Origin of the sequence: Megasphaera sueciensis (genome assembly GCF_050219315.1) — a bacterium.
GTDB lineage: Bacteria > Bacillota > Negativicutes > Veillonellales > Megasphaeraceae > Megasphaera_A > Megasphaera_A sueciensis.
Window position 1 is genome coordinate 1,108,497 of record NZ_CP116939.1, and the last position, 25,006, is coordinate 1,133,502.

Annotated in this window: 24 protein-coding genes; 10 read left to right on the forward strand and 14 right to left on the reverse strand. The window is 46.1% G+C overall.

Annotation, left to right across the window (positions count from 1 at the left end):
- Positions 1-16: 16 nt before the first annotated feature.
- From NXG62_RS05285 to NXG62_RS05310, 6 genes are all read right to left on the reverse strand, one after another.
- Positions 17-709, reverse strand: a complete 693-nt coding sequence (locus tag NXG62_RS05285; protein WP_427113914.1) for an ATP-binding cassette domain-containing protein — start codon at positions 707-709, stop codon at positions 17-19.
- Positions 706-1,470, reverse strand: coding sequence for an urea ABC transporter ATP-binding protein UrtD (gene urtD, locus NXG62_RS05290; protein WP_427113915.1), 765 nt, complete (start codon positions 1,468-1,470; stop codon positions 706-708). The genes NXG62_RS05285 and urtD overlap by 4 nt, the downstream gene beginning before the upstream one ends.
- 3 nt (positions 1,471-1,473) lie before the next feature.
- Positions 1,474-2,580, reverse strand: coding sequence for an ABC transporter permease subunit (locus tag NXG62_RS05295; protein WP_427113916.1), 1,107 nt, complete (start codon positions 2,578-2,580; stop codon positions 1,474-1,476).
- A gap of 15 nt (positions 2,581-2,595) precedes the next feature.
- Positions 2,596-3,459, reverse strand: coding sequence for an urea ABC transporter permease subunit UrtB (gene urtB / locus NXG62_RS05300; RefSeq protein ID WP_427113917.1), 864 nt, complete (start codon positions 3,457-3,459; stop codon positions 2,596-2,598).
- Between the two features lie 869 nt (positions 3,460-4,328).
- A complete protein-coding gene (locus NXG62_RS05305) occupies positions 4,329-5,867 on the reverse strand; it encodes a capsule assembly Wzi family protein (protein WP_427113918.1) in 1,539 nt (512 codons plus the stop codon).
- 150 nt (positions 5,868-6,017) lie between these two features.
- On the reverse strand, positions 6,018-6,560 hold the full coding sequence (locus NXG62_RS05310) for a hypothetical protein (protein WP_427113919.1): 543 nt from the start codon (positions 6,558-6,560) through the stop codon (positions 6,018-6,020).
- 413 nt (positions 6,561-6,973) lie between these two features.
- Between NXG62_RS05310 and NXG62_RS05315 the strand changes: the two genes are divergently transcribed.
- From NXG62_RS05315 to NXG62_RS05335, 5 genes are all read left to right on the forward strand, one after another.
- Entirely contained in the window at positions 6,974-7,501 is a 528-nt protein-coding gene (locus tag NXG62_RS05315) for a DUF6803 family protein (RefSeq protein ID WP_427113921.1), read from the forward strand.
- Between the two features lie 134 nt (positions 7,502-7,635).
- Positions 7,636-8,337, forward strand: coding sequence for a response regulator transcription factor (locus NXG62_RS05320; protein ID WP_427113922.1), 702 nt, complete (start codon positions 7,636-7,638; stop codon positions 8,335-8,337).
- Positions 8,330-9,445, forward strand: a complete 1,116-nt coding sequence (locus tag NXG62_RS05325; RefSeq protein WP_427113923.1) for a sensor histidine kinase — start codon at positions 8,330-8,332, stop codon at positions 9,443-9,445. Before NXG62_RS05320 ends, NXG62_RS05325 begins: the two co-directional genes overlap by 8 nt.
- Before the next feature lie 428 nt (positions 9,446-9,873).
- Positions 9,874-10,911 carry an ATP-binding protein gene (locus NXG62_RS05330; RefSeq protein ID WP_427113924.1) on the forward strand — a complete coding sequence of 346 codons (1,038 nt, stop codon included), beginning with the start codon at positions 9,874-9,876 and terminating at the stop codon, positions 10,909-10,911.
- Positions 10,912-13,146 carry a S8 family serine peptidase gene (locus NXG62_RS05335; protein WP_322351660.1) on the forward strand — a complete coding sequence of 745 codons (2,235 nt, stop codon included), beginning with the start codon at positions 10,912-10,914 and terminating at the stop codon, positions 13,144-13,146.
- A gap of 672 nt (positions 13,147-13,818) precedes the next feature.
- On the opposite strand, the gene NXG62_RS05340 is transcribed toward NXG62_RS05335, so the two are convergent.
- On the reverse strand, positions 13,819-14,307 hold the full coding sequence (locus tag NXG62_RS05340) for a protease inhibitor I42 family protein (RefSeq protein ID WP_427113925.1): 489 nt from the start codon (positions 14,305-14,307) through the stop codon (positions 13,819-13,821).
- 464 nt (positions 14,308-14,771) lie between these two features.
- On the opposite strand from NXG62_RS05340, the gene NXG62_RS05345 reads away from it, so the two are divergent.
- From NXG62_RS05345 to NXG62_RS05365, 5 genes are all read left to right on the forward strand, one after another.
- Positions 14,772-15,152, forward strand: coding sequence for a BMC domain-containing protein (locus NXG62_RS05345; protein ID WP_427113926.1), 381 nt, complete (start codon positions 14,772-14,774; stop codon positions 15,150-15,152).
- 36 nt (positions 15,153-15,188) lie between these two features.
- A complete protein-coding gene (locus tag NXG62_RS05350; RefSeq protein WP_427113927.1) occupies positions 15,189-15,689 on the forward strand; it encodes a EutP/PduV family microcompartment system protein in 501 nt (166 codons plus the stop codon).
- Between the two features lie 30 nt (positions 15,690-15,719).
- Positions 15,720-16,469 (forward strand): MIP/aquaporin family protein, encoded by a 750-nt coding sequence (locus NXG62_RS05355; RefSeq protein WP_427113928.1) that lies wholly within the window; start codon positions 15,720-15,722, stop codon positions 16,467-16,469.
- A gap of 205 nt (positions 16,470-16,674) precedes the next feature.
- Entirely contained in the window at positions 16,675-17,256 is a 582-nt protein-coding gene (locus tag NXG62_RS05360; protein WP_427113929.1) for a TetR/AcrR family transcriptional regulator, read from the forward strand.
- 16 nt (positions 17,257-17,272) lie between these two features.
- The gene (locus NXG62_RS05365) at positions 17,273-18,235 is read left to right on the forward strand and encodes an epoxyqueuosine reductase (protein WP_427113930.1); all 963 of its coding nucleotides are present in this window, start codon (positions 17,273-17,275) and stop codon (positions 18,233-18,235) included.
- A gap of 203 nt (positions 18,236-18,438) precedes the next feature.
- Here NXG62_RS05365 and NXG62_RS05370 read toward each other — a convergent pair whose 3' ends face one another.
- From NXG62_RS05370 to NXG62_RS05400, 7 genes are all read right to left on the reverse strand, one after another.
- The gene (locus NXG62_RS05370; RefSeq protein ID WP_427113931.1) at positions 18,439-19,347 is read right to left on the reverse strand and encodes a metal ABC transporter solute-binding protein, Zn/Mn family; all 909 of its coding nucleotides are present in this window, start codon (positions 19,345-19,347) and stop codon (positions 18,439-18,441) included.
- A gap of 381 nt (positions 19,348-19,728) precedes the next feature.
- Positions 19,729-20,904, reverse strand: a complete 1,176-nt coding sequence (locus tag NXG62_RS05375) for an ABC transporter substrate-binding protein (RefSeq protein ID WP_427113932.1) — start codon at positions 20,902-20,904, stop codon at positions 19,729-19,731.
- 164 nt (positions 20,905-21,068) lie between these two features.
- A complete protein-coding gene (locus NXG62_RS05380) occupies positions 21,069-21,773 on the reverse strand; it encodes an ABC transporter ATP-binding protein (protein ID WP_427114244.1) in 705 nt (234 codons plus the stop codon).
- 10 nt (positions 21,774-21,783) lie between these two features.
- Positions 21,784-22,554, reverse strand: a complete 771-nt coding sequence (locus NXG62_RS05385; RefSeq protein WP_427113933.1) for an ABC transporter ATP-binding protein — start codon at positions 22,552-22,554, stop codon at positions 21,784-21,786.
- Positions 22,526-23,503 carry a branched-chain amino acid ABC transporter permease gene (locus tag NXG62_RS05390; protein WP_427113935.1) on the reverse strand — a complete coding sequence of 326 codons (978 nt, stop codon included), beginning with the start codon at positions 23,501-23,503 and terminating at the stop codon, positions 22,526-22,528. The genes NXG62_RS05385 and NXG62_RS05390 overlap by 29 nt, the downstream gene beginning before the upstream one ends.
- A 3-nt stretch (positions 23,504-23,506) precedes the next feature.
- Positions 23,507-24,478 carry a branched-chain amino acid ABC transporter permease gene (locus NXG62_RS05395; RefSeq protein ID WP_427113936.1) on the reverse strand — a complete coding sequence of 324 codons (972 nt, stop codon included), beginning with the start codon at positions 24,476-24,478 and terminating at the stop codon, positions 23,507-23,509.
- A gap of 129 nt (positions 24,479-24,607) precedes the next feature.
- A complete protein-coding gene (locus tag NXG62_RS05400) occupies positions 24,608-24,928 on the reverse strand; it encodes a P-II family nitrogen regulator (RefSeq protein WP_091648237.1) in 321 nt (106 codons plus the stop codon).
- Positions 24,929-25,006: the final 78 nt, after the last annotated feature.

Below are 25,006 nucleotides of genomic sequence, written 5' to 3' on the forward strand. Positions count from 1 at the left end.
TGTATTCCCCTCACTCTTATACACTTAAATACGCAATGCTGACTTCATCTGTCAATGCTTCTATCGGGCCGGATTCCACGATAGTCCCCTTTTGAATAATCAGGAATTTATTTCCCAGTTTACGTGCAAACTTCAAATTCTGTTCGACCACGATGAGCGGAATATGCTTTTCCTCGTGATACCGCGTCAAAATATGAGAAATATGAGACACGATATTCGGCTGGATGCCTTCTGTCGGTTCGTCCAGCATCAATACGGCCGGTTCACCGATAAAGGCTCTGGCAATCGCCAGCTGCTGCTGCTGTCCGCCGGACAGGACACCGCCCTTACGCTTCATGTGTTCGGCCAAAATAGGGAAATACTCGAGTACCTCCGCCAATTTATTTTTAAAATCGACGGGGTGCGACATGGCCCCGATCTGAAGATTTTCTTCCACTGTCAAATCGGGAAATATTTCCCGTCCCTGCGGCACATACGCCAGTCCGCTGCGGGATCGCTTCGATGCGGAATCGTTTGTAATATCCGTATCCTTGAATGTCAGCGTTCCTTTGGTCGGCAAAATCCCCATAATGCCCTTGAGCAAGGTCGTTTTGCCTACGCCGTTGCGGCCCAAAATAATCAGTTTATCATCTGCGTTCACCGTAAAGGAAACATGCGATACGATAGGTCCCGCTCCGTAACTGACAGAGATATCCGCTGCCTGCATCATACGCTTCCTGCCTCCTCTTCCTCCGTATCATCCGTTTTTAAATATACGCGGATGACCTCTGCATTATGCGAAACTTCTTCATACGTGCCTTCCGCCAGTATTTCTCCCTGGTTCAGCACCGTTACGGTCTTGGCGATCTGCTTGATAAAATCCATATCATGCTCCACGACGATGACGGTCTTATCCTTCATGACCGACTTGATCATTTCCCCCGTTTTAAAGGTCTCGTCATCCGTCATACCCGCCGCCGGTTCATCGAGCGTGATAATCGCCGGATTCTGTGCCAGAATCATGCCCATCTCCAGCCACTGCCGCTGTCCGTGAGATAAGAAACGCGGCAGCATATCCCGCTGTTCCGTCAAATTGATCTGGCTCAGTATTTCCTCCAGCCGGGCATCTACCGCCCGCGTCCGGCGGTACGTAAACGCCTGCCATAAGCTCGTATGTCCGGAAAGGGCTACCTCCAGATTTTCATACACGCTCATTTCATCAAACACATTCGGTCCCTGAAATTTACGTCCGATCCCATAGGTATTGGAAATATCATAGGATTCTCTGCCGGCGATATTGACGCCGTTCAGCAGTATCTCTCCCTGCGTCGGCTTTGTCTTTCCCGTGATCATATCGATAATAGTCGTTTTACCGGCCCCGTTCGGCCCGATAATGACTCGGGTTTCTCCTTTTTCGATTCCCAAACTTACATCATGTACGGCCAAAAAGCCATTAAAATCAACGGTTAAATGCTTCACTTCCAAATACATGGCCTACACCTCTACTTTCTGCGCAGGAGGAACCGGATCTGTCCCGGATTTTGCATGCTGCCTGCCGTGAATGCGCCGCATATACTGCCAATCGATCAAGCTGCCTATCAGTCCTTTGGGCAGGACCATGACGATAAGAATCAAGCCGACACCCAGGACGACCTGCCACATGCCGCCGAAATATCCGGATAAAATATTTTGCAGAAAACTGACCAATAAGGCACCGGCCATAGCTCCCGTCAGGTTCCCCCTGCCGCCTACGGCCAGCCAGATGATGATCATCGTAGAAAAAGCAACTCCTGAATTTTCGATCGACACAAAGGAGGACATCGGAACGTACAAGAGTCCTGCAAAGCCTGCGATGGCCGCTGAAATAGTGAAGATAGCGATCTTAAAAACCGCCGGATTATACCCTAAAAACTGTACCCGCATCTCATTATCGCGGATAGAATGGATGATTTTGCCAAACCGGCTGTGATTGAGCCATAGGCAGAACATATAAATGACCACCAGAGAAGCGAAGGCAATATAATACCAATCAAAGATCGAGATCTTGCTGCCGAACAGGCGCAGCGTCATAAGGCCTGTCGGGATACCGTTGACACCGCTGGCGCCGCCCGTATAAATCTGCTGATCCGTAATAAACAGTTCAAAAAGTGCTACAAAAGCCAGGGTAATAATACTGTAAAAAACACCTTTTATTTTGCTCGTAAATACAAAATACCCGAGAATCAGCGCGACCAGTCCGGGAATCACGACGCAAAGGAGAGCGGCAACGGCGGGACTTTGAAGCGGTACATATAACCAAGGAAGCTCCGTCAATCCGCCGAAAGACATAAACGCCGGCAATCCCTTTTGTATCGCCATGGAAATCCCGAAAATGTAACTACCCAACCCGAAGAAAATAGCAAAACCCAGATTCATAAGTCCCGTACTGCCCCATAGAATATCCAGCCCCAGCGCCAGTATAGTATAGGTAATATACTTACCGAATATCTGCACGCTGTACCGCGAGGAAAGCAGCGGCAATATCAACAGTCCGATAAAAATAAACAACGCAATATATTTATCAATCGTCATATTTTCCAACATCGATTTTATGTTTTTCATGTCGTCCTCTCCCTCCTAGCGCTTATCCTTGTTGAAGAACAAGCCTTGCGGCCTGAACCGGATAACCCCGATGATTACGATAAAAATCAAAAGCTTCGCCGTGATTTCACTCATGTATCCAGCCATGACCGTAGACGATTCGCTGACCACAAAGGAGCCCATAAAACTGCCGAAAATAGAATTCAGACCGCCCAGTACGACGACCATGAAGCTATCGACAACATAGGTAACTCCCATGTCCGGCGTAACGCTCTTGACCGGTGCGATCAGCGCTCCGGCCAACCCGGCCAGCGCGCAGCCGTAACTGAAGGTCAGATTATCAATGCGGGCAGAATTAACGCCCAGACATTGCACCATCGTACGATTCTGGACATTGGCCCGGAGCTGCATCCCGAATTTTGTTTTGATCAGCAACAGCAGCGTCCCGGCCAAAACGAGGATAGAAACAACGATCAGTACTACATTATAAACCGGCACGACAATAGACCCGAAATGTAAGGTCGTATCAAGGGGAAGCGCCATCAACTGATCCTCCGGTCCGAAAATAGTACGGACAAGCTGTTGGAAAATATAACTTAAGGCAAATGTCCCCAGCAATGTTTCCGCCACCTTGCCGTACAGCCGCTGAATGATGAATCGTTCTACGACCGATCCGACAAGAGCCGTAAACAATGCCGCGATCAATACTGCCGCGGCAAAAGGCAAATGCAGCGTATTGACACATACCACGGCACTATAAGCACCGAACATGATAAATTCCCCATGGGCCATATTGACGACATCCAGCAATCCAAAAATGACGACCAGCCCGACGGCCACCAAAAACAGAATAGATGTATTCGTTAACCCGTTAATAACTTGCGATGCCAGCAATCCCATCTTGACTCCTCCTTATATATATAAGCTCCTCCAAGACCTTCTGCAACAAAAAAAGCGTTCGCTCTACCTTCCCTAAAGAGGCAGAAGAACACCATTGTCCTGTACAGATTAAAGTAATAAAAAAAACAAAGGAGCTATTCCAAGCTTCTTTGCTTGAAGATAGTATACCAAATAAAATTATTACGTGCAATATCAATTATTTTTAATTTTATTAGTATAAATAGTCAATAAATAAAAAAACACAAAGGCAGTCTATATAAAAACACGTCCTTGTGTGTATGCCTCTGTTTGATTTACATAGTATAGTATATCCACTTACCCGTATAAATTCCATCAGTAAATCATACAATATTTCCGCTATATTTTGTATAGTTGCACAACGCACGGCTCCTGCGTCGGCCCCCGGCCGGCAGATAGCACCGCGTTCCGGCTTCAGCATATGCACAAAACACAGTAAAAAAACAAACGGCTCTTAAAAAATCACTCGCCATATTGCAATGACATGATCGTCAACAATATTAAGCTGAAATAAATAAATACGATGTAGTATATTTCAAATTTATACTCTTCCAGTATGTCTTTCATCATATCCTATCTCCCCTCGATACTGTTTTCTTGCTACCTGCCCCCAAAAACACATTCCCACGGTGTCATACTGCGTATATCCTCCCTCCCGCAAACAAAAAACGACGGCATCTATGTAAAGATAACGCCGTCGTTATGTGCTATTTTTTATTTTTATTAAGTATAACATCATCATGCGCACGAAACAATTGTGTAACAGCAATAAAATTACCCTTCCGTTTTGTGCATATGCCCAATGGCGGACACCACCATTCTCCGTGCCCCGTTTTTGTCTGACAGTACCATTAATACAGCCATTTCACACTGGCTAGAGCAAAGGTATCATGATCGGTGCTGCTCGTATAGTTAGCATGTTCTACCCGTGCCGCTCCGATCGTGCCGTTCAGATAGACATTGTCACGCAGTTTCCGCTGTCCCGTAAGGCCGATTTCGTCGACCGTGGGATGCTGGGCCGTTCCCCGGTCCATATCCGTCCGCATGACATAGACGCCGATAGTCCCTTCCCGGCGAAAATGCCGCGTAAGACCTACATAATATTTGCGGGCATTGGTTCCCATGGCATCGCCTATGATATCGCCGCGGTACGTCCAGCCGTTCTGGAACTTACTGTGGACATACCAGCTGTTATTTGTATTTACGATTTCAGCCGTCATATCCCAGCTTCCATCCTTAGTAAGCTGCGGCAGGTAGACGCCTGCCCGATATGCAATATCCGAAGGCAGATATCCGGCCTGATCCTCTCCGTACAACTCTCCGTACAACTGCACGCCGGGAAAACGCAGCCGGAAATCCACCCCGGCAATATCATCCCACCGGTCCTTCCGATTATCATCGTTGCGTCCGTATATCCAATGTCCCCAGTCGGAGGCATTCAAGCCGTTGCCGTTGCCGCCGAGCATGGATATCCGTTCCAACCCCACCGTAACATACGAAGTCGGCGTAATATCGACACGCATACCGAGCAGTCCGGCATCATCATACTCCGTCCGGCCGTACGCTGCCGCCCGATCCGATCGGTCGCTCTCCAGTTTTCCGTAAAACAGATGAACGTCGGCCTGTCCGAGAAAACGGAAAAACCCACCGACCTGCTGCGGTTCCATAAAATGGGCCTGCAAAGTCGTCAAAGGACTCATCGTATTGCTGAGAGCCAGCGTGCCCGTGGCTCCCTGTCCCCATCGCATAGCCTGACGGCCGGCTTCAAATGCCCAGATACCGCTGCGCGTTTTGATATATCCTTCCTCCAAACTCATGCTGAGATGATTATTCTTGTCGTAGCTCACCCGCGGGCGGATATAGACTGCCGTTTCATGCCCGATCATGCCGGAGGCTTCAAAGGAAGCAATCGCATTGCCATCCGCCCCGTACTGGTATCCGTTGCGATTTGTCCCAAACGGCTGCCAACTGCCGTGGACTCCGGAAGGATAGCGGTACGAAGACGCATCGCCGCCTTGATAAGCCAGCGCCGCCGTCACGGAATACAGCCGTACCCCGTCATAGGTACGATGTCCCTGCAGCGTCGCCAGTTCGGGAGCAAACTCCGTCTCCATAGCTTGCAGCACATCCTGCAAATAGCCGGGCATCGGCTTTTTCTTCGCCGTTTTTTCCGCCTCCTGCACCCACTTGGCCATTTCCATGCGGCTGTACGGTCTGGCACCATTCGGCAGGGAGGTAATATATCCCATGCCGCTTAACTTGTCTACATACGAATAATACACACTGTCCGCCGAAACATTTGCCGTCACAACCGGAGCCGCCGCCATTCCCACTGCCGGCAGCGCCGCCAAACACACACCCATACCAAAACGCAATACCCTATTCATCATACATCGTCTCTCCCATACATCCCAAATCAATGTCTCATATGATAAAAATCTATATAACGACAGTCTTTCCGTCACCGTTCCTGAAAAATAAGCAGAATATCCGTTTCTCTTTCAGGAACAACGGCACTTCGGGCTGCTTTATCCCGCCGATCACAGGTTCGGAATATCGGCGGGCAATACATTTCTCATTTTATGTGTATCTATGCTCGTGCCGGATACTTGTTCTATCGTCGTATTGCTTCCGCCGTTTTCCACTAATTTATAATACTTGCCGTCCGTATCTTCAAAATACGAAGTTCCTCCCAGATATGCCTGCAAGCTGTTGCCGCCGCCCCGTGCGCTCATTCCCACTTTATATTCTTTATTGCCCTTGCCGCCGTCGTTTATGAACCAGTATACCCGATAGTCCTTGGTCGGATCATCGGCACCGTCCATCGTCTGATAGATCAATGAGGTCTGATGCCATACATTGCCCTGTGAATCCGTGAAGGTGATTCCCGTATCATAGTCCGTTTTCGGTCCGTTCACAATAGAATGTAAACGGGTAGAGGCCGCACTGTACAACGAGCTGATGTTTTGGCCTATATTTCCCGAGTAATATTCGCTGACTCCCAAGAGTGCGACAAATAGCAGAATGATGCCATATTCAGTTATACCTTGCCCTTTTTTATTTAGTATCTGGTGTAAAAACATGTAAATGAGTTCCTTATATGCACGTAAATAGTTGTTGTAATCAGGTTATTCATCCCACTCCCTATGGATCAGCCGCATATCCGATATCCATACTCCCTGTATGTAAAAGTCGTTATCCTGCTCTTGCGATTCATAAAAATAACAATGGGCATCTTCCTTGTTATGCAGCACAAAAAAAGGACGATGTCTCTTTCCGGATACAATCCATCATCACACCCACAACCGTGACAGCAGATAAATCCTTATTTAAAATATTCGGCACACGTTAACAAACTCCTGCTTCCCCTGCATTGCAAAATGAATAGCAGCAGAAAAAAAGTATACATCTTAACAATTCCTTCACATGTTCTTCATATCTTCTGTATATACCCTTTATATACTAAGGATATATCAAAAAAAAGGAGTGTATATATATGATAATGACACATTATATGGAATTATTGGCGATGAATCAGCCTTGGAACTTGATCTTGTTTATGGTCATCCCCGTCGGAATGGCTGAGGCCCTTGTAGCAACCGAATTTTTTACACTGTATTGGGGAGAAAGCAAAAACAAGTACTGGCGTCTGTGGAATAAATATATCGGTATGATATTAGGAGTATACTTCCTTTTCGTATTCCTTTATTTAGCCATTATTATCGTTCCGTCTCTGACTTGGCGCGGATGGATCGATCAAGTCGCGGTATACGCATACATGCTGGGTGTTATTCCTTTATTTTCCATTACCCTCATGGAATGGGGTCTCCTCGGCTCCGGCCGCAGCGAGCATACCCGTCTTAAAATACATGCCGTACTGTTGATCGCGTTTCTCGTCGTCAGCCATATTGCCATGATCTTCGGCATGGTAAATCCCACTCTTGGCGGCTGGCAGGAACCCTTGCCGGCAGCCTATATGCAGATGGACCATTCCCAGATGAACCATGAAACGAACCGCCCCTAGCAGCATAGCAGAACCGGGAACAGCAAACCACCCTGTCCCCGGTTCTGCGGTACCGAAAAATAAAATGTACGGTACCGCTTGAAGTACCTGGCCCGAACAGTGTATAGTAAGGAAAAGAGACAGGAGGAATTGCGATGCTGCAAAATTCAATTTTAATCGTAGACGATGATGTCAAATTGGTCCAAGTACTGCGCACCTATTTCGAACGGGAACAATTTGTCGTATATACAGCCTTTGACGGCCGCAGTGCCTTAGACCTGCTGCGACGCTACGAACCGCAGATACTGATCCTTGATCTGATGATGCCGGACATGGACGGCTTCGAAGTCTGCCGCCGTGTCCGGCAGATCAACGATCTTCCTATTTTGTTCTTGACCGCCAAAGATGATGAAACCGATCGGCTCGTAGGCTTGCATATCGGTGCCGATGACTACCTGACAAAACCGTTCAACATCAAAGAACTCGTAGCCCTGGTATATGCGCGTCTGCGCCGCGTCCGCGGCGAAATCGTGCAAGCGACGACGCAATACGTCATCGGCGACCTGCACATCGACAAAGAAAAATATACCGTATACCGCGGTACGGAACCCATCCTGCTCACACCGACGGAATTCAACATGCTGGAAGTGCTCTCGTCTTCCCCGGACCGGGTATACAGTCGGCTGCAGCTCATGGAAAAAGCCCAAGGCGGTTACAGTTTCGAAGGCTATGAGCGAACCATCGACACCCATATCCGCAATCTGCGGAAAAAACTGGAACGGGATCCCGCCCACCCTGAATATATTCTAACGGTATACGGCATCGGATACAAATTTTCCGGAGGCAGCCATGCGTAAATATAACAGCATTGTCTATCGTTTGACAGGAATGTCGTTTATCCTACTTATTTCGACGATCGGAATCCTGCTGTTCCTTGTCAACCTGCAAATGGATCAGCATTTTTCCGAATATCTGCAGTATAACGGCACGACATTGACGCTGCCCTACTCGGCACACGGAACGCCGGAACAGCACTTTATGGCCTCCGTCCATCACTCTCTCATCTGGGTAGGCGCCGCCATCTTGACGATCAGCCTGTTCATCAGCTATTTGACGGCCCGCAGCATTACAAAACCCTTATGCACGCTCAATGAAGCCGCCCAAACGCTGAAAGAAGGCACCTACGGAAAAACTGTGGCTATTACGAGGCAGGATGAAGTCGGCATGCTGGCCGATACGATCAACGCCATGTCCCTGCAGCTGCACCAAAACGACCAGATGCGGCATCACCTTTTTACCAATATCGCTCACGAACTCCGGACGCCTTTGGCTATTATACAAGGGAACCTGGAAGGCATGATCGACGATGTGATACCGGTCAACAAAACCATGCTCCTGTCTATGGAGGAGGAAGTCCTGCGGGTCAATCGTCTGGTACAAGACCTGCGTGATTTATCCTTGGCGGAAATCAACGAATTGGAACTGCACAAAGAAGATACGGACATCAATGCCATGCTATCCCGTGCCGTCAATATGCTGCAGCCCCTGATCGATGAAAAAAATCTCTCCGTGCAGCTGAATCTGCTGAAAAACGGCTGTACCGCCTATATCGACAAAGACCGGATCAATCAGGTACTCTATAATATTATCAGCAATGCGATCCGCTATATTCCGGAAAAAAGCAGTATTTTTATTGTCACGGACCGGATCGAAAAGAAAAAAGTTCCCTATATCAGCATACGGATCACCGATACGGGCCCCGGCATCGCCCCGGAGGATATCCCCTATATCTTTCAATATTTTTACCGCGGCGAAAAATCACGGAACCGTAAAAGCGGCGGCTCCGGCATCGGGTTGGCACTGGCCCGGCAATTTGTCATGAGCCACGGCGGCACCATCTCGGCAGCCAGCACCCCGGGGAAAGGAACCACCTTTTCCATACTCCTGCCGGCACGGCTTGCCTGATCACATTTTTTACCGACACAAAATATTTTTTAAAATCGCGTAGGAGGTCACCCATTAGTTGCGTGACCGGTCTCTCACAACACCGTACGTATCGTTCGATATACAGTGTTTCAACTGCCTTCGTGCTGTTTGCATAATCGCTCGTATTGACTCGGAAAGTCATATTATCCCGTCAATACGAGCTTTTCGTTTGTGATGGCACGTGTTACTATAGGACGTCCGGTCATTCGCCAGTATCCCAACGTGTCTCTTGCTTATTTTTTGGATAATCATACCCGTTCCATACGCTTTAATTAATTCCAAACGACAAAATACATGAGTCAGCTTTGTGAAACGGATTAAATAAATAATAAAATATGTCCCAATATGTTTACTTTTGTCCCAAATCTGATATACTATGATTAAAGACTTTGCTAGGGGGCCTCTATATGAAAAAGAAGAACATAATTAACTTAATAAAATACTATGCGGAAGAAAATGATGCCGGTTTTAGAAGTGAAGCCTATGAAATTGCTAAAGACTTTGATTCTGCCGGTGATTCCCAGTTAGCTGAATATATTATGGCTTTATTGTCAAACGCAAATACGTTCATTCCTCAAATAAGCGAAAGTCCCTCGGGCTTTTTTGAAAAATTAAGTATTAGTAATGAACCACTTCCATTACCTGAGTCAATGGAAGAAGATATAATTGGCCTGGTAAATGCAGTAGGACGTAATTTGGGAATTAACAAATTTCTATTCCAAGGTGCGCCCGGAACAGGAAAAACTGAAACAGCAAAACAAGTTTCTCGTATTTTGGGACGAGAATTGTATTCCGTAAATTTTTCCACTGTAATTGATAGCAAACTTGGCCAAACGCAAAAAAACATTGATTCGCTTTTTAAGGAGATTAACAGCTTTGCCCACCCGGAAAAAGTACTTATCATGTTTGATGAAATCGATTCAATTGCAATGGATCGTACTAATTCTAACGATTTACGAGAAATGGGCAGAGCCACTTCTACCATTTTGAAGGGGCTGGATCGATTAGATGATCGCATTGTTTTAATTGCAACAACAAACCTATTTGAACATTTTGATAAAGCCTTAATAAGGCGTTTCGATTCAGTAATAGATTTTAACCGATATCGCAAAGAAGATCTATTGGAAATCGCCGAAATTCTAATGAATACCTTTTTAAACAAGTTTAAATGTGTTGGTAGAAATGTTCGACTTTTTAGAAAAATAATCAGTCTACTAGATCCTGTTCCGTACCCAGGAGATTTAAAAAATATGATTCGTACAGCAATTGCATTTAGTAATCCTAACGATGAATTTGACTATCTAAAACGTCTGTATTATACCGTAAGCGGAGAGCAAACTTCGGATCTAAAAAAGCTTCAGAAACAGGGATTTACAGTAAGAGAAATACAAGTTCTTACAGGTGTTTCAAAAAGTCAAGTATCCAGAGACTTAAAGGAGAATTAAATGAATAATATATTGCAATTAAAAGGCCAATTTCAACAGCAAAGCAACCCAGGCAAAATGGGTCCGCCGAATTTGCCTAAAAATGGTTTTGTTGAATCAACCCATCTGGAGGATTTAAAAAATCAACTGCAACGAATACTGCGGTTTTGGCAGGAAAATACATTGATAAAAGGCGCTCTTGTGAGTGTACATTATAAACACGTTGTTGCAAAAAGCAACAGAATCCAGGGCCTATTATGTAAAGGTTCTTCGAATCCAAACGATTCCATAAGAGGATCAAAATTTGATGGCGAAAAACCGATAAAACATGTCTTTACGCATTATGTGATGCTAGATGTCTTGCAAGAGTCTATCATTCGATTGGATGTCTGTATTACCGTCGTTAAAAATGAATATGCCGGGAAAATAACCCAAAAAGATATCGAAGCACTCAACAACAAGCGAAAAACCTATAGAAATACAAAACTTGCGAAGACCAATTTTTTAAAGGTGATTAAAGATGCTTATTACGTCCAAAGGTTCGATGTGGATCAGGATGCCGAAGGCGTGGAAGATCGCTCAATCATAACCATTTACAAAACAAATGTTTCGACTAAAGATCTGCTTAGCAAATTGGGAATTGACATGATCAATGCAAAAGTTATTGATGATACTACCATCCGTTTAGAACCGGATGAAATTAAGCTATTGAAAGAAAATGCTCCCTATTTAATTGCAATGAAAGTTCGCGATTTAAGGGAAGTAACCCCAGAAGAAGCACTTGGTAGTAATACAAAGATCGTAAATATTCCAGCGCCCCGGCAAGAACCAACAGTTGGCGTCATTGATACACCGTTCGATAAAAAAGTGTATTTCGGAGAATGGGTTACTTACGTTTCCATGATAGATGAAGGTATTGAAATCGAACCTCGAGACTATAATCATGGAACAGAGGTAACGTCTATTATTGTTGATGGACCAACTATTAATCCTGAATTAGATGATGGTTGTGGTAGGTTCAAAGTCAAACACTTTGGTGCCGCAAAAGCAGGGCGTTTTAGTTCATTCAGTATTTTGAAAGCAATTCGCCATATTGTTGCTAAAAACCAAGATATCAAGGTATGGAATTTATCACTTGGTTCTGATATGCCAATTAATAGAAACTTTATATCTCCCGAAGCTGCGGAGCTCGATAAAATCCAAAGTGATTACGATATTATTTTTATTATTGCGGGCACTAATAAAAGAGAAGCGTCATCTGAAGAAATGCCAATTGGTGCTCCTGCGGATTCTTTGAACGCTGTTGTGGTTAATGCAGTAGATTTGAATAATAAACCCGTATCCTATCATAGAGTCGGCCCTGTCCTTTCTTTCTTCCATAAGCCAGATATTAGTTATTATGGCGGAGATATAGGGCAGCCAATGAAAGTTTGCACTCCGTGTGGTGAGGGATTCGTCATGGGAACTTCATTTTCAGCACCATGGATTTCACGAAAAATGGCATACTTGATTTATACTATGGGCTTTACCAGAGAGGTTGCAAAAGCTTTGCTTATCGATGCGGCTGCTGGATGGAATAGAATGGACATGGACACGGTATCTCATTCTGTTGGGTATGGTGTTGTCCCACAACGAATTGAAAATATCCTCCAAACTCCAAGTGATGAAATCAGATTTATCATGACCGGATCATGTGATTCTTACGAAACATATACCTACAATATTCCTATTCCGATTTATAACAACAAACAACCGTTTTTCGCTAGAGCAACCCTTTGTTATTTTCCTAAGTGCTCTAGAAACCAAGGCGTTGATTATACCAGTACAGAAATAGATGTTCACTTTGGACGCGTGAAAGAAGATAATGGCAGGGCAACAATCAAATCGATAAATGCAAACAAGCAAGGTGATATGGGTTTTAATCCACTCCTTGAAGAGGAAGCGCGAAAACTATATCGCAAATGGGACAATATAAAGCTCATTAGTGATGTCATTACAGACCGCTCAAAACCCCGAAAAGTATATGGTGTAGGTGCATGGGGCCTTAGTATCAAGGTAAAAGAAAGACTACGTACCAGAAATGGTAGGGGATTACCATTTGGCGTTGTTGTTACGCTAAAAGAAATGTCTGGTGAAAATCGAATAGATGATTTCATCAAACTTTGCATGGTTCGTGGTTGGATGGTTAACCAGATTGACATAAACAATAGATTCGATGTCTATAACAAGTCTCAGGAAGATCTTTCTTTAAAATAATTTTATTATCTCAGCACTCCCTACACGTTAAGCGGTCTCGGCTGCAAAGAGAAGTCATGAAAAGAAAGGCATCAAGATTTCCCCTCTACAGACAAAAGCATTTTGATGTAATACTCATGTCGTGTAGCAACTACATAGCAACACATTGATAGGTTTAAGTGCAATATGATATTCGTCGCTGGAAAGATATAAATCAACTTGCCCTATCTAATGTTAATCATCCGAAAAATTTTACATATGATACCAACTATCTTGAGTAAAAGTCTTCTGGACTGTTCGGTAAAAAGCACCCCGTTATTACGTTGCCTGAGGATTTATTGCTCTACGCATCGCAATAGCGGGGTGTTCTGTTTAATGAATTATATACCTTGCAAAGCAAGTGACTATGAAATGAAGAATCTTTGTTGTCTAAAATAGTTTCTACATAATCAGATGCTGCAATGTTGAGTAACTGATTACAACCGTCGGACGTATCATAATCCAATTCGTCCGATGTATTTGCTGTTATATAGGGATCGAGTGAATCTTCGTTTCATCTCTCCCGATCATTTCACCATTATCTTGGACTCTTATGTAAAGGTTTCCACCCTCGCAGTTTGCAAAGACTATCATCTCTTTTTTATATCATCTACACGGATAGCTTATCGTCCGGGAAACATTCCGTCAACACGATCACATAGCGGCAGCGGATATAGACGCTCCGTTTCGGACACGGACATCACAATATACATGTCTTGCTGCCATTCCGGCAGGTTCCCAAGGCCGCCGCAAAGAAAACACCACCGTTTCCTTCCCGCGTACCCCTTCTTTAGCCTGTAAAATAAATACGGTCCGCACCGGTCCTCCTGTAAATCCGTTCGCATGCAGCACCGGTGCCTCCGTGTGATATTTTACCTCCAGCAGCTGCAATGCCGTATTATCGATAACCCAGTCATACCCCGTTCCGCCGGCAGCCAACAGTTCTACCCGCAGACACTCTCCCGGCGTTATAGCGACTCCGACCGTCGTCGTATTCCTATCATCGATGCGGACAGTCACGCCTACGGGAAGCTCCCGATACGCCATCCCCTCGGCAACCGCCGTTGTCGGTGCCGCCACCCACATCACGATTCCGAAAATGCTGATCATCAATCCCCATTGAATCCGTTTCCACATACGCATACCCTATTGCCTCCTCCCTACCACTCCGCTTCTGCAAGCGGACTCGACAGCGCACCGCTTGTATCCGGCCGATCTATCCGGTTCCTGTTCCGGCGAAGGACGGCCACGCTTCCTTATACTAAAAATAATTCGGTGCCGCCAGTCCATTTCCTGCAAGCCAAAACAAATGCTCCTCTATAAGAACGACGGGCTAACGCCTGCAGCACCGGTATGAAACACTGCCGTTTTTGTCTTTTCCTCAAAGAAGCAAAGGATATATCTTATTTATTGATAAAAAGATAACAAATTATAGCATAATCTTGTGACGCAAGTAGATAAAAATGTGTTATAAATTAACCTATTTTATAGTAAAACGCAACAAAGACAATAATCATCGTCCTTGTTGCGTTTTTTAAAAGACATTACAATAAATACATAGGAGCTATTACCATCACTCATAGCAACAAGAAAGGAGTTTACCCCACATGGAGTTTACTACAACGTCAGATATCATGCAAAAAACCTCTCGCATCATCATGGAAAGCGTCCCGGGAAAACAAATCACACTGGCTCATGTCATTGCCAGTCCCGATCCTATATTATACCGCAAGCTGGGATTAGACCCAAACATCGATTACCATAATGCAGCGATCGGCATCTTATGCCAGACTCCCTATGAAACCGCTATCATCACCGCCGATATAGCACTGAAATCCGCTGCAATTACCCTGGGATTTGTAGACCGTTTCAGCGGAACCCTGGTCGTGACCGGCTCTATTTCCGATGTCACCATTGCCTGGGAAAAAGTACTGGAGTATGCTTCCCATGTTCTCTGCTTCGAAGTTTGTCCCATCACCAAAGCATAAAAAAAATCTTCCCGTCAATAAGAAAGGAGGTTCCGAATGAAAAAAATCATGCTGGTAGGACGTACCGGAGCCGGCAAGACTACATTAACGCAAGCACTAAAAGGTTCCCGAATTACCTATCATAAAACCCAATACATAACACACGAAGATGTAGTCATTGACACCCCCGGCGAATACTGTGAAAATACAGCACTGGGCCGGGCCCTTATCGTCTATTCACATGAAGCGGATATCGTCGGTCTATTGGTAAACGCGGCAGAAGCCTATACCCTCTATAGTCCGAATATCGTCTCTCTTGCCACACGCGAAGTAATCGGCATTGTCACGCATATCCACGATACCTATGCCAACCTGCCGCAGGTTTCTCTATGGCTTGAGCTCACGGGATGCAAAAAGATTTTTTATGTAGATTCCATCACCGGGGAAGGAATTCCGGAACTGCTTGAGTACCTGAAAGAAGAAAATGACAAACTTCCCTGGGATGAAAAATATGCAAAGGAAATAGCAGAAGCAAAGCAGGCAGCACCCTATAAATAATAAGGCAGTTAATTTAAAGGAGGTATTCAAATGTTTTTGTACATATGTGAATTTGTAGGTACATTTATTCTAATTCTTCTCGGCAACGGCGTTGTCGCCAACGTTACGCTGAACAAATCAAACTTTAAAGGCGGCGGTCTTTGCATGATAACCTGTGCCTGGGGCCTGGCCGTTATGATCCCGGTATACATTTTCGGACCGTTTTCCGGCGGCCATTTTAACCCTGCCGTAACTATAGGTCTTGCCGTCGGCGGCCTCTTCCCCTGGAGCATGGTTCCCGGATACCTGATTGCCCAATTCTCCGGAGCCTTTTGCGGCGCCGCACTCGTTTCAATCCTCTTCCGTGATCAATTCAATGCAACCGAAGGCGATCCCAATGCCAAATTAGGCATTTTCTGCACGCAGCCGGCAGTCCGCAATATTCCGCTGAACTCCTTAACCGAATTTGTCGGTACCTTTGTACTGCTGTTCTCGATCATGGGTATCTCCAACGCCGCCGGACTGCACCCGACTCAAGGAATGGGACTTGCCGTCGGCATGGGAAATCTGTACATCTTCGGCATCATCGTTGCCGTCGGTCAATCACTCGGTGGTCTTACGGGATATGCCATCAACCCCGCTCGTGACTGGGGCCCTCGCCTTGCCTACACGGTAATGCCGATCCACGGCAAAGGCTGTGCCCACTGGGCAGACTACGCCTTAGTACCTATGATAGCTCCTATCCTGGGCGGCTCCTTCGGCGTATTGCTCTATGAATTTATTTTCAGCATGGCCAGATAAACGATACTATCCGGTGTATAAAAACGGGGCTGTTCAACGACAGTCCTATTTTTATTTGAAAAAATACGATATATACGAAGAAAAAATCTGCCTCTCTCCCGGTATATAGCGAAAATATAAAAATAGACCTATTGGTCTATTTACAAAACAGACCGATAGGTCTATAATGAAAAAATCAACAAATAACCAGGAGGGATAGAGGCCCGTGAAAAAAGGAGAACAGTCGAAAAACCATTTGATCGTCTGTGCCGCAAAATTATTTTGGCGCAGCGGATACCATGCGACAGGGATAAGCGAAATATTAAAGGAAGCGGCCTTACCTAAAGGCTCCTTTTACTTCTATTTTAAAAGCAAGAAAGATATCGCAGCTGCCTGTATTACTTATTATGAACAAACCGTCACCGCCACATTACAGGAATTCGCTAACAACACGGCGTGGGATGTCTTTATCAAAAAAATATATGATTATATGATCGACGCTGCACGGGACGGCTCTCATTACGGCTGCCCGTTTGCTGTTGTAGGAATAGAACTGGCTATGGCGGAACCAGAAATCGCCCAACACTATGCAGCAGCACTGAAACGATTGAAAAACGTATTTACCGCGGTCATCATGAACTCCGGCATATCGGAAGAAACAGCGGTAAAAGTTGCAGATATACTCTTTACCATGTATGAAGGCCGGCTCCTGCTGTTCCGAATCAGCGGAGACTGCCAGCAATTTGAAAAAATGCGGCAAGACCTGCAAGATATTTTTAAACTGCTGACGACAGCAATTGGTAAATAGGAAAAGGGGCGATCCTATGTTGAATCAAATTCTTTCAGAAAAAATCCATCAGACGGCATTAGCGTGTGGCTATGATGGGTGTGGTATCATTCCTATCGAAGCGATGACGGGGTACAAAATGCGTATAGAGGAACGAATGGAAAAAATCCCGGAAAGCAAAAAGGTATATGGTTTTTATAACGCCTTTACCCGGCTTCGGGAGTTGCATCCTTGGGCCAAGTCGGTTGTTATCTGTACCATCTGGTTAGGAAAATACACCTATCTCAAGTCCCTGCAGGGAAAATACGCCAAAGCATTTATGTTGTCCCCGGATACCGTTCCGGAAAGTCCGGCACATCAGAAAAAATTGCAATTCGAGACATGGCTGCAGGAACAGCATATCCATTTTGAAGGCGGAGAAAAGGGTGCTCCGGCCCGCATTATGCCTTTACGTCATGCAGCCGTCGCAGCCGGTCTGGGAATTTTTCGAAAAAATAATTTCTTTTATGGGGAAAAAGGCTCGTACTATATGCTGGAAGGCTATCTGATCGACCAGGAAGGTGAATATATTCATACACCCACTATCAAACCGTGTGCCGAACAATGTACCCTTTGCCGTCAGGCATGTCCCACAAAATCCTTGTCTGAACCGTATACGATGAATCCTCTTACCTGCGTATCGTTCCTAACGACATTCGGCGGCGGCATAGTTCCCGATACGCTCGAGGAAAAAGACCTCGGATCTTGGATATGCGGCTGTGACGCTTGTCAGGATGCCTGTCCGTACAACAGCCGGCATGACTGGAGCCGGGGCGAAGATTTCTACGGACTGAAGGATATAGAAGACCTGCTGAAACCGCAGCATATTGTAACCGCTTCGGACGAAGAACTGTGTACTACGGTAATTCCCAAAACAGACGTTCATATTCCTCCGGAAAAAGTAACGATCTTGCGAATCTGTGCCGCACGCGCGATCCGTAATGAGGGTATCAAAAAATAATAGGACAAAAAATCTGCTTATTCGGCAACCTAGCGCGCGTCCGTAAAAAAGACGACCACGCAGAAACCTTTCCGCTTCTGCATGGTCGTCTTTTGGTGCGTCCTCCTATTCCTTGAAAAAGGTACGCTGTTTTCTCCCGTCAAGAGAGCCTGGGCAGCACCTACAAGTCGGATGTATCCCAACAGTCATCTCCCTGACAGGGGTTATTGCAGGCTGCTGTAAATTTCATCCAAGTTTTCTTTCATCCGGTCGAGATAGGAGGCACCGCCTTCACTGGCTTCCATCGTGTGTATCTGCTTGACCGAGGCGCCTACTTCGTCAGCCAGGGTTTGTGAGGTTTTCGGGCTGACCATGTCTTCGACAAAAATAGTTTTTACATGGTGCTGACGGCAATATTCCGTCAAACGGACCAGTTGCTGCGTACTCGGTTCTCCATCGGCAAATACGGATTCAACACTGTTTTGCTGCAGTCCCATATCACGGCACAAATAGGCAAACGCGGCGTGCCCCGTGACAAATTGCTTGTTTGGCAGGGCTTGGAATTTACGAGCATATTCCTCCTCCAGCTGCTGCAGCTGTGCCGTATAGTCCGTTGCATTCGTTTGGTAGAAATCCGCATTGTCAGGATCCGCTTCTGCCAGTGCATCGGCAATATTTTTCACTTCGATCTGCGCATTTTCGAGGCTCAGCCAGGAATGGGGATCATATTGGCCGTGTTCTTGTATTTCCTCTGTATCGGTCAATGAGATCGGTCTAATTCCCTTAGATGCCTCCACTATGATCAAGTTCTTATTTCCGGCGCTTTGCACCGCTTTTTCTACCCAAGGTTCCATTCCCAGACCATTGTATACAAACAAGCGGGCCGTCCCCAATTGTTTTACTGTTTGTATCGTAGGTTCAAACCCATGCGGTTCGGTTCCATCGGGAATCATAGTGACGATTTCGACTTTGTCTTTGCCTACGGCATGTACAAATTCCCGCATCGCATCAAACGTGACCGCCACCTTCACTTTGGAAGAAGACGTTTCTTCCGGTATTTTATCGGTACTGCAAGCCGTCAGCAGCCCGACTGCCAATAGTGCACTGATAACCAGTACGATCCATTTTCTCATTACTATGTACCTCCTTGATCTTAATTGCAAATAATTTGCATTCGCAATATAAGAGTCATTTTAGCATGAAATCAAAAAATCGTCAACTAGATGCAAACGTTTTGCATCTAATATGTCCTCTCTGCCAGGAAGCTTTTGTCATCTGATATATTTTATTTTTGATTTCTTCCTTCAACACCTGCGCCATCTGTCTGTTTCCTTTCCCTAAAGGAGTATAATACTGAACTTAAGTTCAATTATAATACAAAAACAAGTACGGCAAGTCTCCTAAAAAACAACGTCCCCTCCATGATGGAGAAACAAAAACACGCCGAAGCACGGCAGCTGATGAAAGCCGCCGTGCCTCGGTGTGTTAAGCCTATTTACTATCTACTGCTTCACTCAAGGTGCAATTTTAGTTACAAATGCTTGCTGTCCGCCTTTAAAGGTCAGGATGACCGCTGATTTAACGGGATCATGGAATTCGTTAAAGGTGATTTTGCCGCTTACTACATCAAAATCTTTTATCTTGCCTAAGGCTTCTCTTACTTTATCTTTATCAATGCTGTTGGCATCTTTGATTGCTTTCGCAACGATCATGACGCTGTCATAAGCTAGCGCTGCCGGTGCATCGGCTTTTTGATTGTATGCTTTTTGGTAATTGGCAACAAAAGTTTTTACCTTTTCCGACGTATCATCGGCTGAATAATGATTGGCAAAGTAGCAGTTTTCCAAATTAGCCGCACCTGCTATTTCCGCTAATTTAGAACTATCCCAACCATCCCCGCCGACGATCGGCTGTGTAATCCCCATTTCACGGGCCTGTTTGATGATCATCCCGACTTCCTGGTAATAGCCCGGTACGAAGATGACATCCGGATTAGCCGCTTTGATTTTCGTCAAAGCCGCTTTGAAATCCGTATCCTTTTGCAAATAGGCTTCTGACGCTACCACGTTGCCGCCCGATTTCTGGAATTCTTCTACGAAGAACTTCTGCAGCCCCTTCGAATAATCGCTGGAATTGTCTACATATACAGCGGCGGTTTTAGCATGCAGCTGGTTGGTGACAAAGGTCGCCATGACTTTCCCCTGGAAGGTATCGATAAAGGCAGCGCGGAAGACATAGGGACGGACCTGTTTCGTTGCCGGATCCACCGTGATATCGGGATTCGTGCCAAACGGCGTCAACAGCGGTATTTTTTCCTTATCCGCCGTACTGACACACGCCAGAACACCGCTGGAAGTATCCGGTCCGACAATCAGATCGACCTTGTCATCCAGTAATTTCTGCATGGCATTGGCTGCTTCCGTTGCTTCACTGCGGTTATCCGCAAAATCGACTTCTACTTTTTTTCCCAAAAGACCGCCGTTGTCATTGATTTCCTTAACAGCCATTTCAATGCCGTTTTTGGCGGATGCCCCGTACGATGCGCTGTTGCCTGTAAGTTCAAGATTGGCTCCCAGTTTGATCGTATCTGCTTTGTTCCCCTCTGAACCGCCGCATCCGGTCAGTATGGCCGCCATAGATAAGATGGTTATTGCGGTCAATACACACTTGCTCAATGTAAATTTTTTCATGCTCGTTCCTCCCCCGTATAGGTCCTCTGCATATGCCTTTGAAGGCTCATCCCAGAGAAAAAATATAATAATGTAGTATTACATGAATACCCTTGCCATGAAAAAACATAAAAATCACCAATCACACCCGCAATCCCTTGGAAAACGCAAGGAACAGGCTGCTATCATCCGCCTAGATAGGCTTTTTTTACATCTTCGCTTTCCGATAAGGCCCGCGCATCCCCTTGCAGCGATATGGTTCCGGTTTCCAGCACATAGGCATAGTCGGAAATAGACAATGCCATGCGGGCATTCTGTTCCACCAGCAGGACCGTAGTACCGATCTCGTGAATCTCCTTGATAATCGTAAAGATTTCCTTTACCAGCAGAGGTGCCAGCCCCATGGAGGGTTCATCGAGCAGAAGAAGCTTAGGTTTGCTCATGAGCGCCCGGCCCATGGCCAGCATCTGCTGTTCCCCGCCTGACAGCGTCCCGGCCATTTGAAACATGCGTTCCTTCAAGCGGGGAAAATGTTCATATACCGTTTGGAGCGTTGCCGCCACTTCTTTTTTATCCTTGCGGGTAAACGCTCCCATTTCCAAATTTTCGCTGACTGTCATATTCGCAAAGATCCGCCGTCCTTCGGGACAATGGGAAATCCCGCTGCAGACAATATATTCTGCACTTTTTTTTTGGAGCGGTTTGTCAAAAAACGTAATTCCTCCCGTTTTAGACCGAAGGAGTCCGGAAATCGTGCGCAGCGTCGTCGTTTTGCCGGCACCGTTTGCCCCGATGAGGCTGACGATTTGTCCTTCTTCCACAGACAGCGTAATTCCTTTAAGCGCATGAATAGCGCCATAGTATACATTAATATCCTCCAACTGCAACATCGGCATGCGACTACACCTCCTCTCCCAAATACGCTTTAATGACCTCTGTATTGGACTTGATTTCATCCGGAGTCCCATGGGCCAGCATTTTGCCGAATTCCAGCACGTAAATACGTTCACAAATGCCCATGACCAGAGACATATCATGCTCGATCAAAAGGATCGTCAAGGCAAACGTTTTTCGGATCCAGCGGATCATATCCATCAATTCCTTGGTTTCCTGCGGATTCATCCCGGCCGCCGGTTCATCGAGCAGCAGTAATTTGGGCTGCACCGCCAGTGCCCGGGCGATTTCCAGTCGCCGCTGCTGGCCATACGGAAGGTTGGAGGCCAGCTCATCCCTTTTATCGGTCAAATTAAAAATAGAAAGCAAATCTAATGCTTTTTTTTCCACTAATTCTTCTTCCGACCCATATCGGCCGATACGCAGAATCGCTTCGGGCAGCGTGTACTTGATATGGTAATGATAGGCAATTTTTACATTGTCGAGTACCGTCAGCTTATCAAATAACCGGATATTCTGGAATGTCCGGGCGATTCCCAGTTTGGTAATTTTATACGGTTTCAACCCGACGAGACTGTTGCCGTCAAACGTAATGGTTCCCGTCGTCGGAGTATACACGCCGGTCAGCAGATTGAAAGCCGTCGTTTTTCCGGCTCCGTTCGGTCCGATCAAACCGACCAGCTCTCCCGAATGTAAATAGATATTAAAATCCTGAACAGCCTTAATACCGCCGAACGATTTCGACAAATTACTTGTTTTCAGCAACGGTTCCATCATGCTTCCCTCCCTTTTTAAACCTGCCTAGAATAACGCTGACCAACTCTTTATCCCCGCATATGCCATTCGGGCGATACAGCATGAGTATGATCAGGAGCAGGGCGTAGACGATCATGCGATATTCCGGATAGCTCTGCATGGCCGCTGCAATAAACGTCAAAATAACAGCCCCGATGATAGAACCGGACAAACTCCCCAAGCCCCCCAGCACGACCATGGTCATGATATCGAAGGACCGCATAAAGGTAAAACTGGACGGATGGGCGATGCCGAAATAATGAGAAAATAAACCGCCTGCCAAACCGGCAAAGATAGAGGCAACCGTAAAAGCAAATACCTTGAACTCCGTCGTATTGATTCCCATAGCCGAGGCGGCAATATCATTTTCCCGGACCGATAAACAGGCCCGCCCTTGATTGGAGTTAATGATATTCTTCAGCACGAAAAGTGTCACGATCATGCAGAAAAACAACCAAGTAAAGGTCGTTTCCGTCGGGATCCCCGACATCCCCGACGCACCGCCGACCTGCGGGATGTTGAGAATCGTGATCCGGATGATTTCCCCCATCCCCAGGGTGGCAATCGCCAGATAATCGCCCTGCAAATGAAGTGTCGGCACGCCGATGCAAAATCCCAGCACGCCGGCCGCTGCCGCCCCGGCAAGGATACTGCAGATAAAGGGCAAATGAAAGAACATCGTGCACACAGCGGACACATAGGCACCCACCGCCATAAAGCCGGCATGTCCCAGAGAAAACTGGCCCGTTACGCCGTTGATCAGATTGAGGCTGGAGGCCAGAATAATATTCAGGCAGATAACGGCAATATTCAGCCGCCAAAACGAACTCAATATCCGTTCAGAAATCAAGAATTGGAATGCCGCAAAAACAACAAAAGAAATAAGGAGAAATATCGCATCTTGTTTACGTAGTCTTTTTATCATTATCATCGCCTACACTTTCTCGTGTTCATTTTTGCCCAAGAGGCCTGTCGGCTTAATAAGTAAAATGATAATTAAAATAGCAAATGCCGCAGCATCGCGGAAGGTAGAAGAAATAAAACCGCTGATCAGCGCCTCGACAATACCCAGGATAAGACCGCCGGCCATGGCCCCGGGAATAATGCCGATCCCGCCGAGCACCGCCGCAATGAAGGCCTTCATCCCCGGCATGATGCCCATAAGCGGTTCGATGGAGTTATAATAAATACCGACCAGCACACCGGCGGCACCGGCCAAACTGGAACCCACAAAAAACGTAAAGGAAATCGTCTTATCTACATTGATACCCATCAGCTGTGCCGCATCGGGGTCATAAGAGACCGCTCTCATGGCTTTTCCCATTTTGGTACGGTTCACCACATACGTTAATAAGATCATCAAGATAATGGATACCACTAAAATAACCAGCTGCTGAAAGGATACGATCAATCCGCCGACCGTATAAATCGTCTCCGGCAAAAGCGGCGGAAACGTCCGCGGCTGCGGAGTCAGTACCAGCATGGTCGTATACTCCAAAAATAAACTGACCCCGATAGCCGTCGTCAAAATGGCTATTTTAGGACTGTGCCGCAGCGGCTTATAGGCCAATCGCTCTACGGCCATCCCCAAAATACCCGTAACCACCATTGCCAGCAATATGGATGGAAAAAACGGCAGCCTAACAGCTGTCGCAGCAAAAAATCCAACATAGGCCCCCACCATATACACATCGCCATGCGCAAAATTGATCAATTTCATAATCCCGTATACCATCGTATACCCCAAGGCAATCAACGCATATATACTCCCCAGTGATATTCCGTTGATAAGCTGTTGTATAAATTGCAAAAACAACGTATCGCCCAACATAATCGCCCCTCTCCGAATCCCCTCAATCTCTATCGGTATATGCAATACGCCATACCGTATGCTTCTTCCATGCAAAGGCTGCCTTCTTCTTTCCTATGTGAGAAATCCATATGGCCGGACACTCTGTTTTTTACATTTTTCCAATACGATTGTACAATCACACAAACCGCCCCCGACGGCTGCCACACGCCGCTGCTTTTCTGCTTACATCAGCTGTGTACTGATCGTATAACTTTCATCGATCCGGCGGACAAAAATCCGTCCGTCTCCGGCCTTCCCTTTGGGTAGGGTTTTGGCTGTATGAATAATCGTCGTAACAACCTCCGTTTTATCCTCATCCTGCACGACGAGGTACACCATTTCCTTCGGCAGTTCATCATAACAAACTCCGTCTATGACAACCCCCTTTTGCTTTCCGCGGCCCATCACATGCCAGTGAGTCAAGCCGTTAAAGCCTTTTTCCGCCAGTTGCTGTTTCACTAAATCAAATTTCTCTCTCCTGATAATTGCCTTGATTTCAACCATCCTGATTCCCCCTCGGCATTCATTTTTTCCATAAAAAAACGACGCAAATCATGGTATCATGACCCCGTCGTCGTAAAA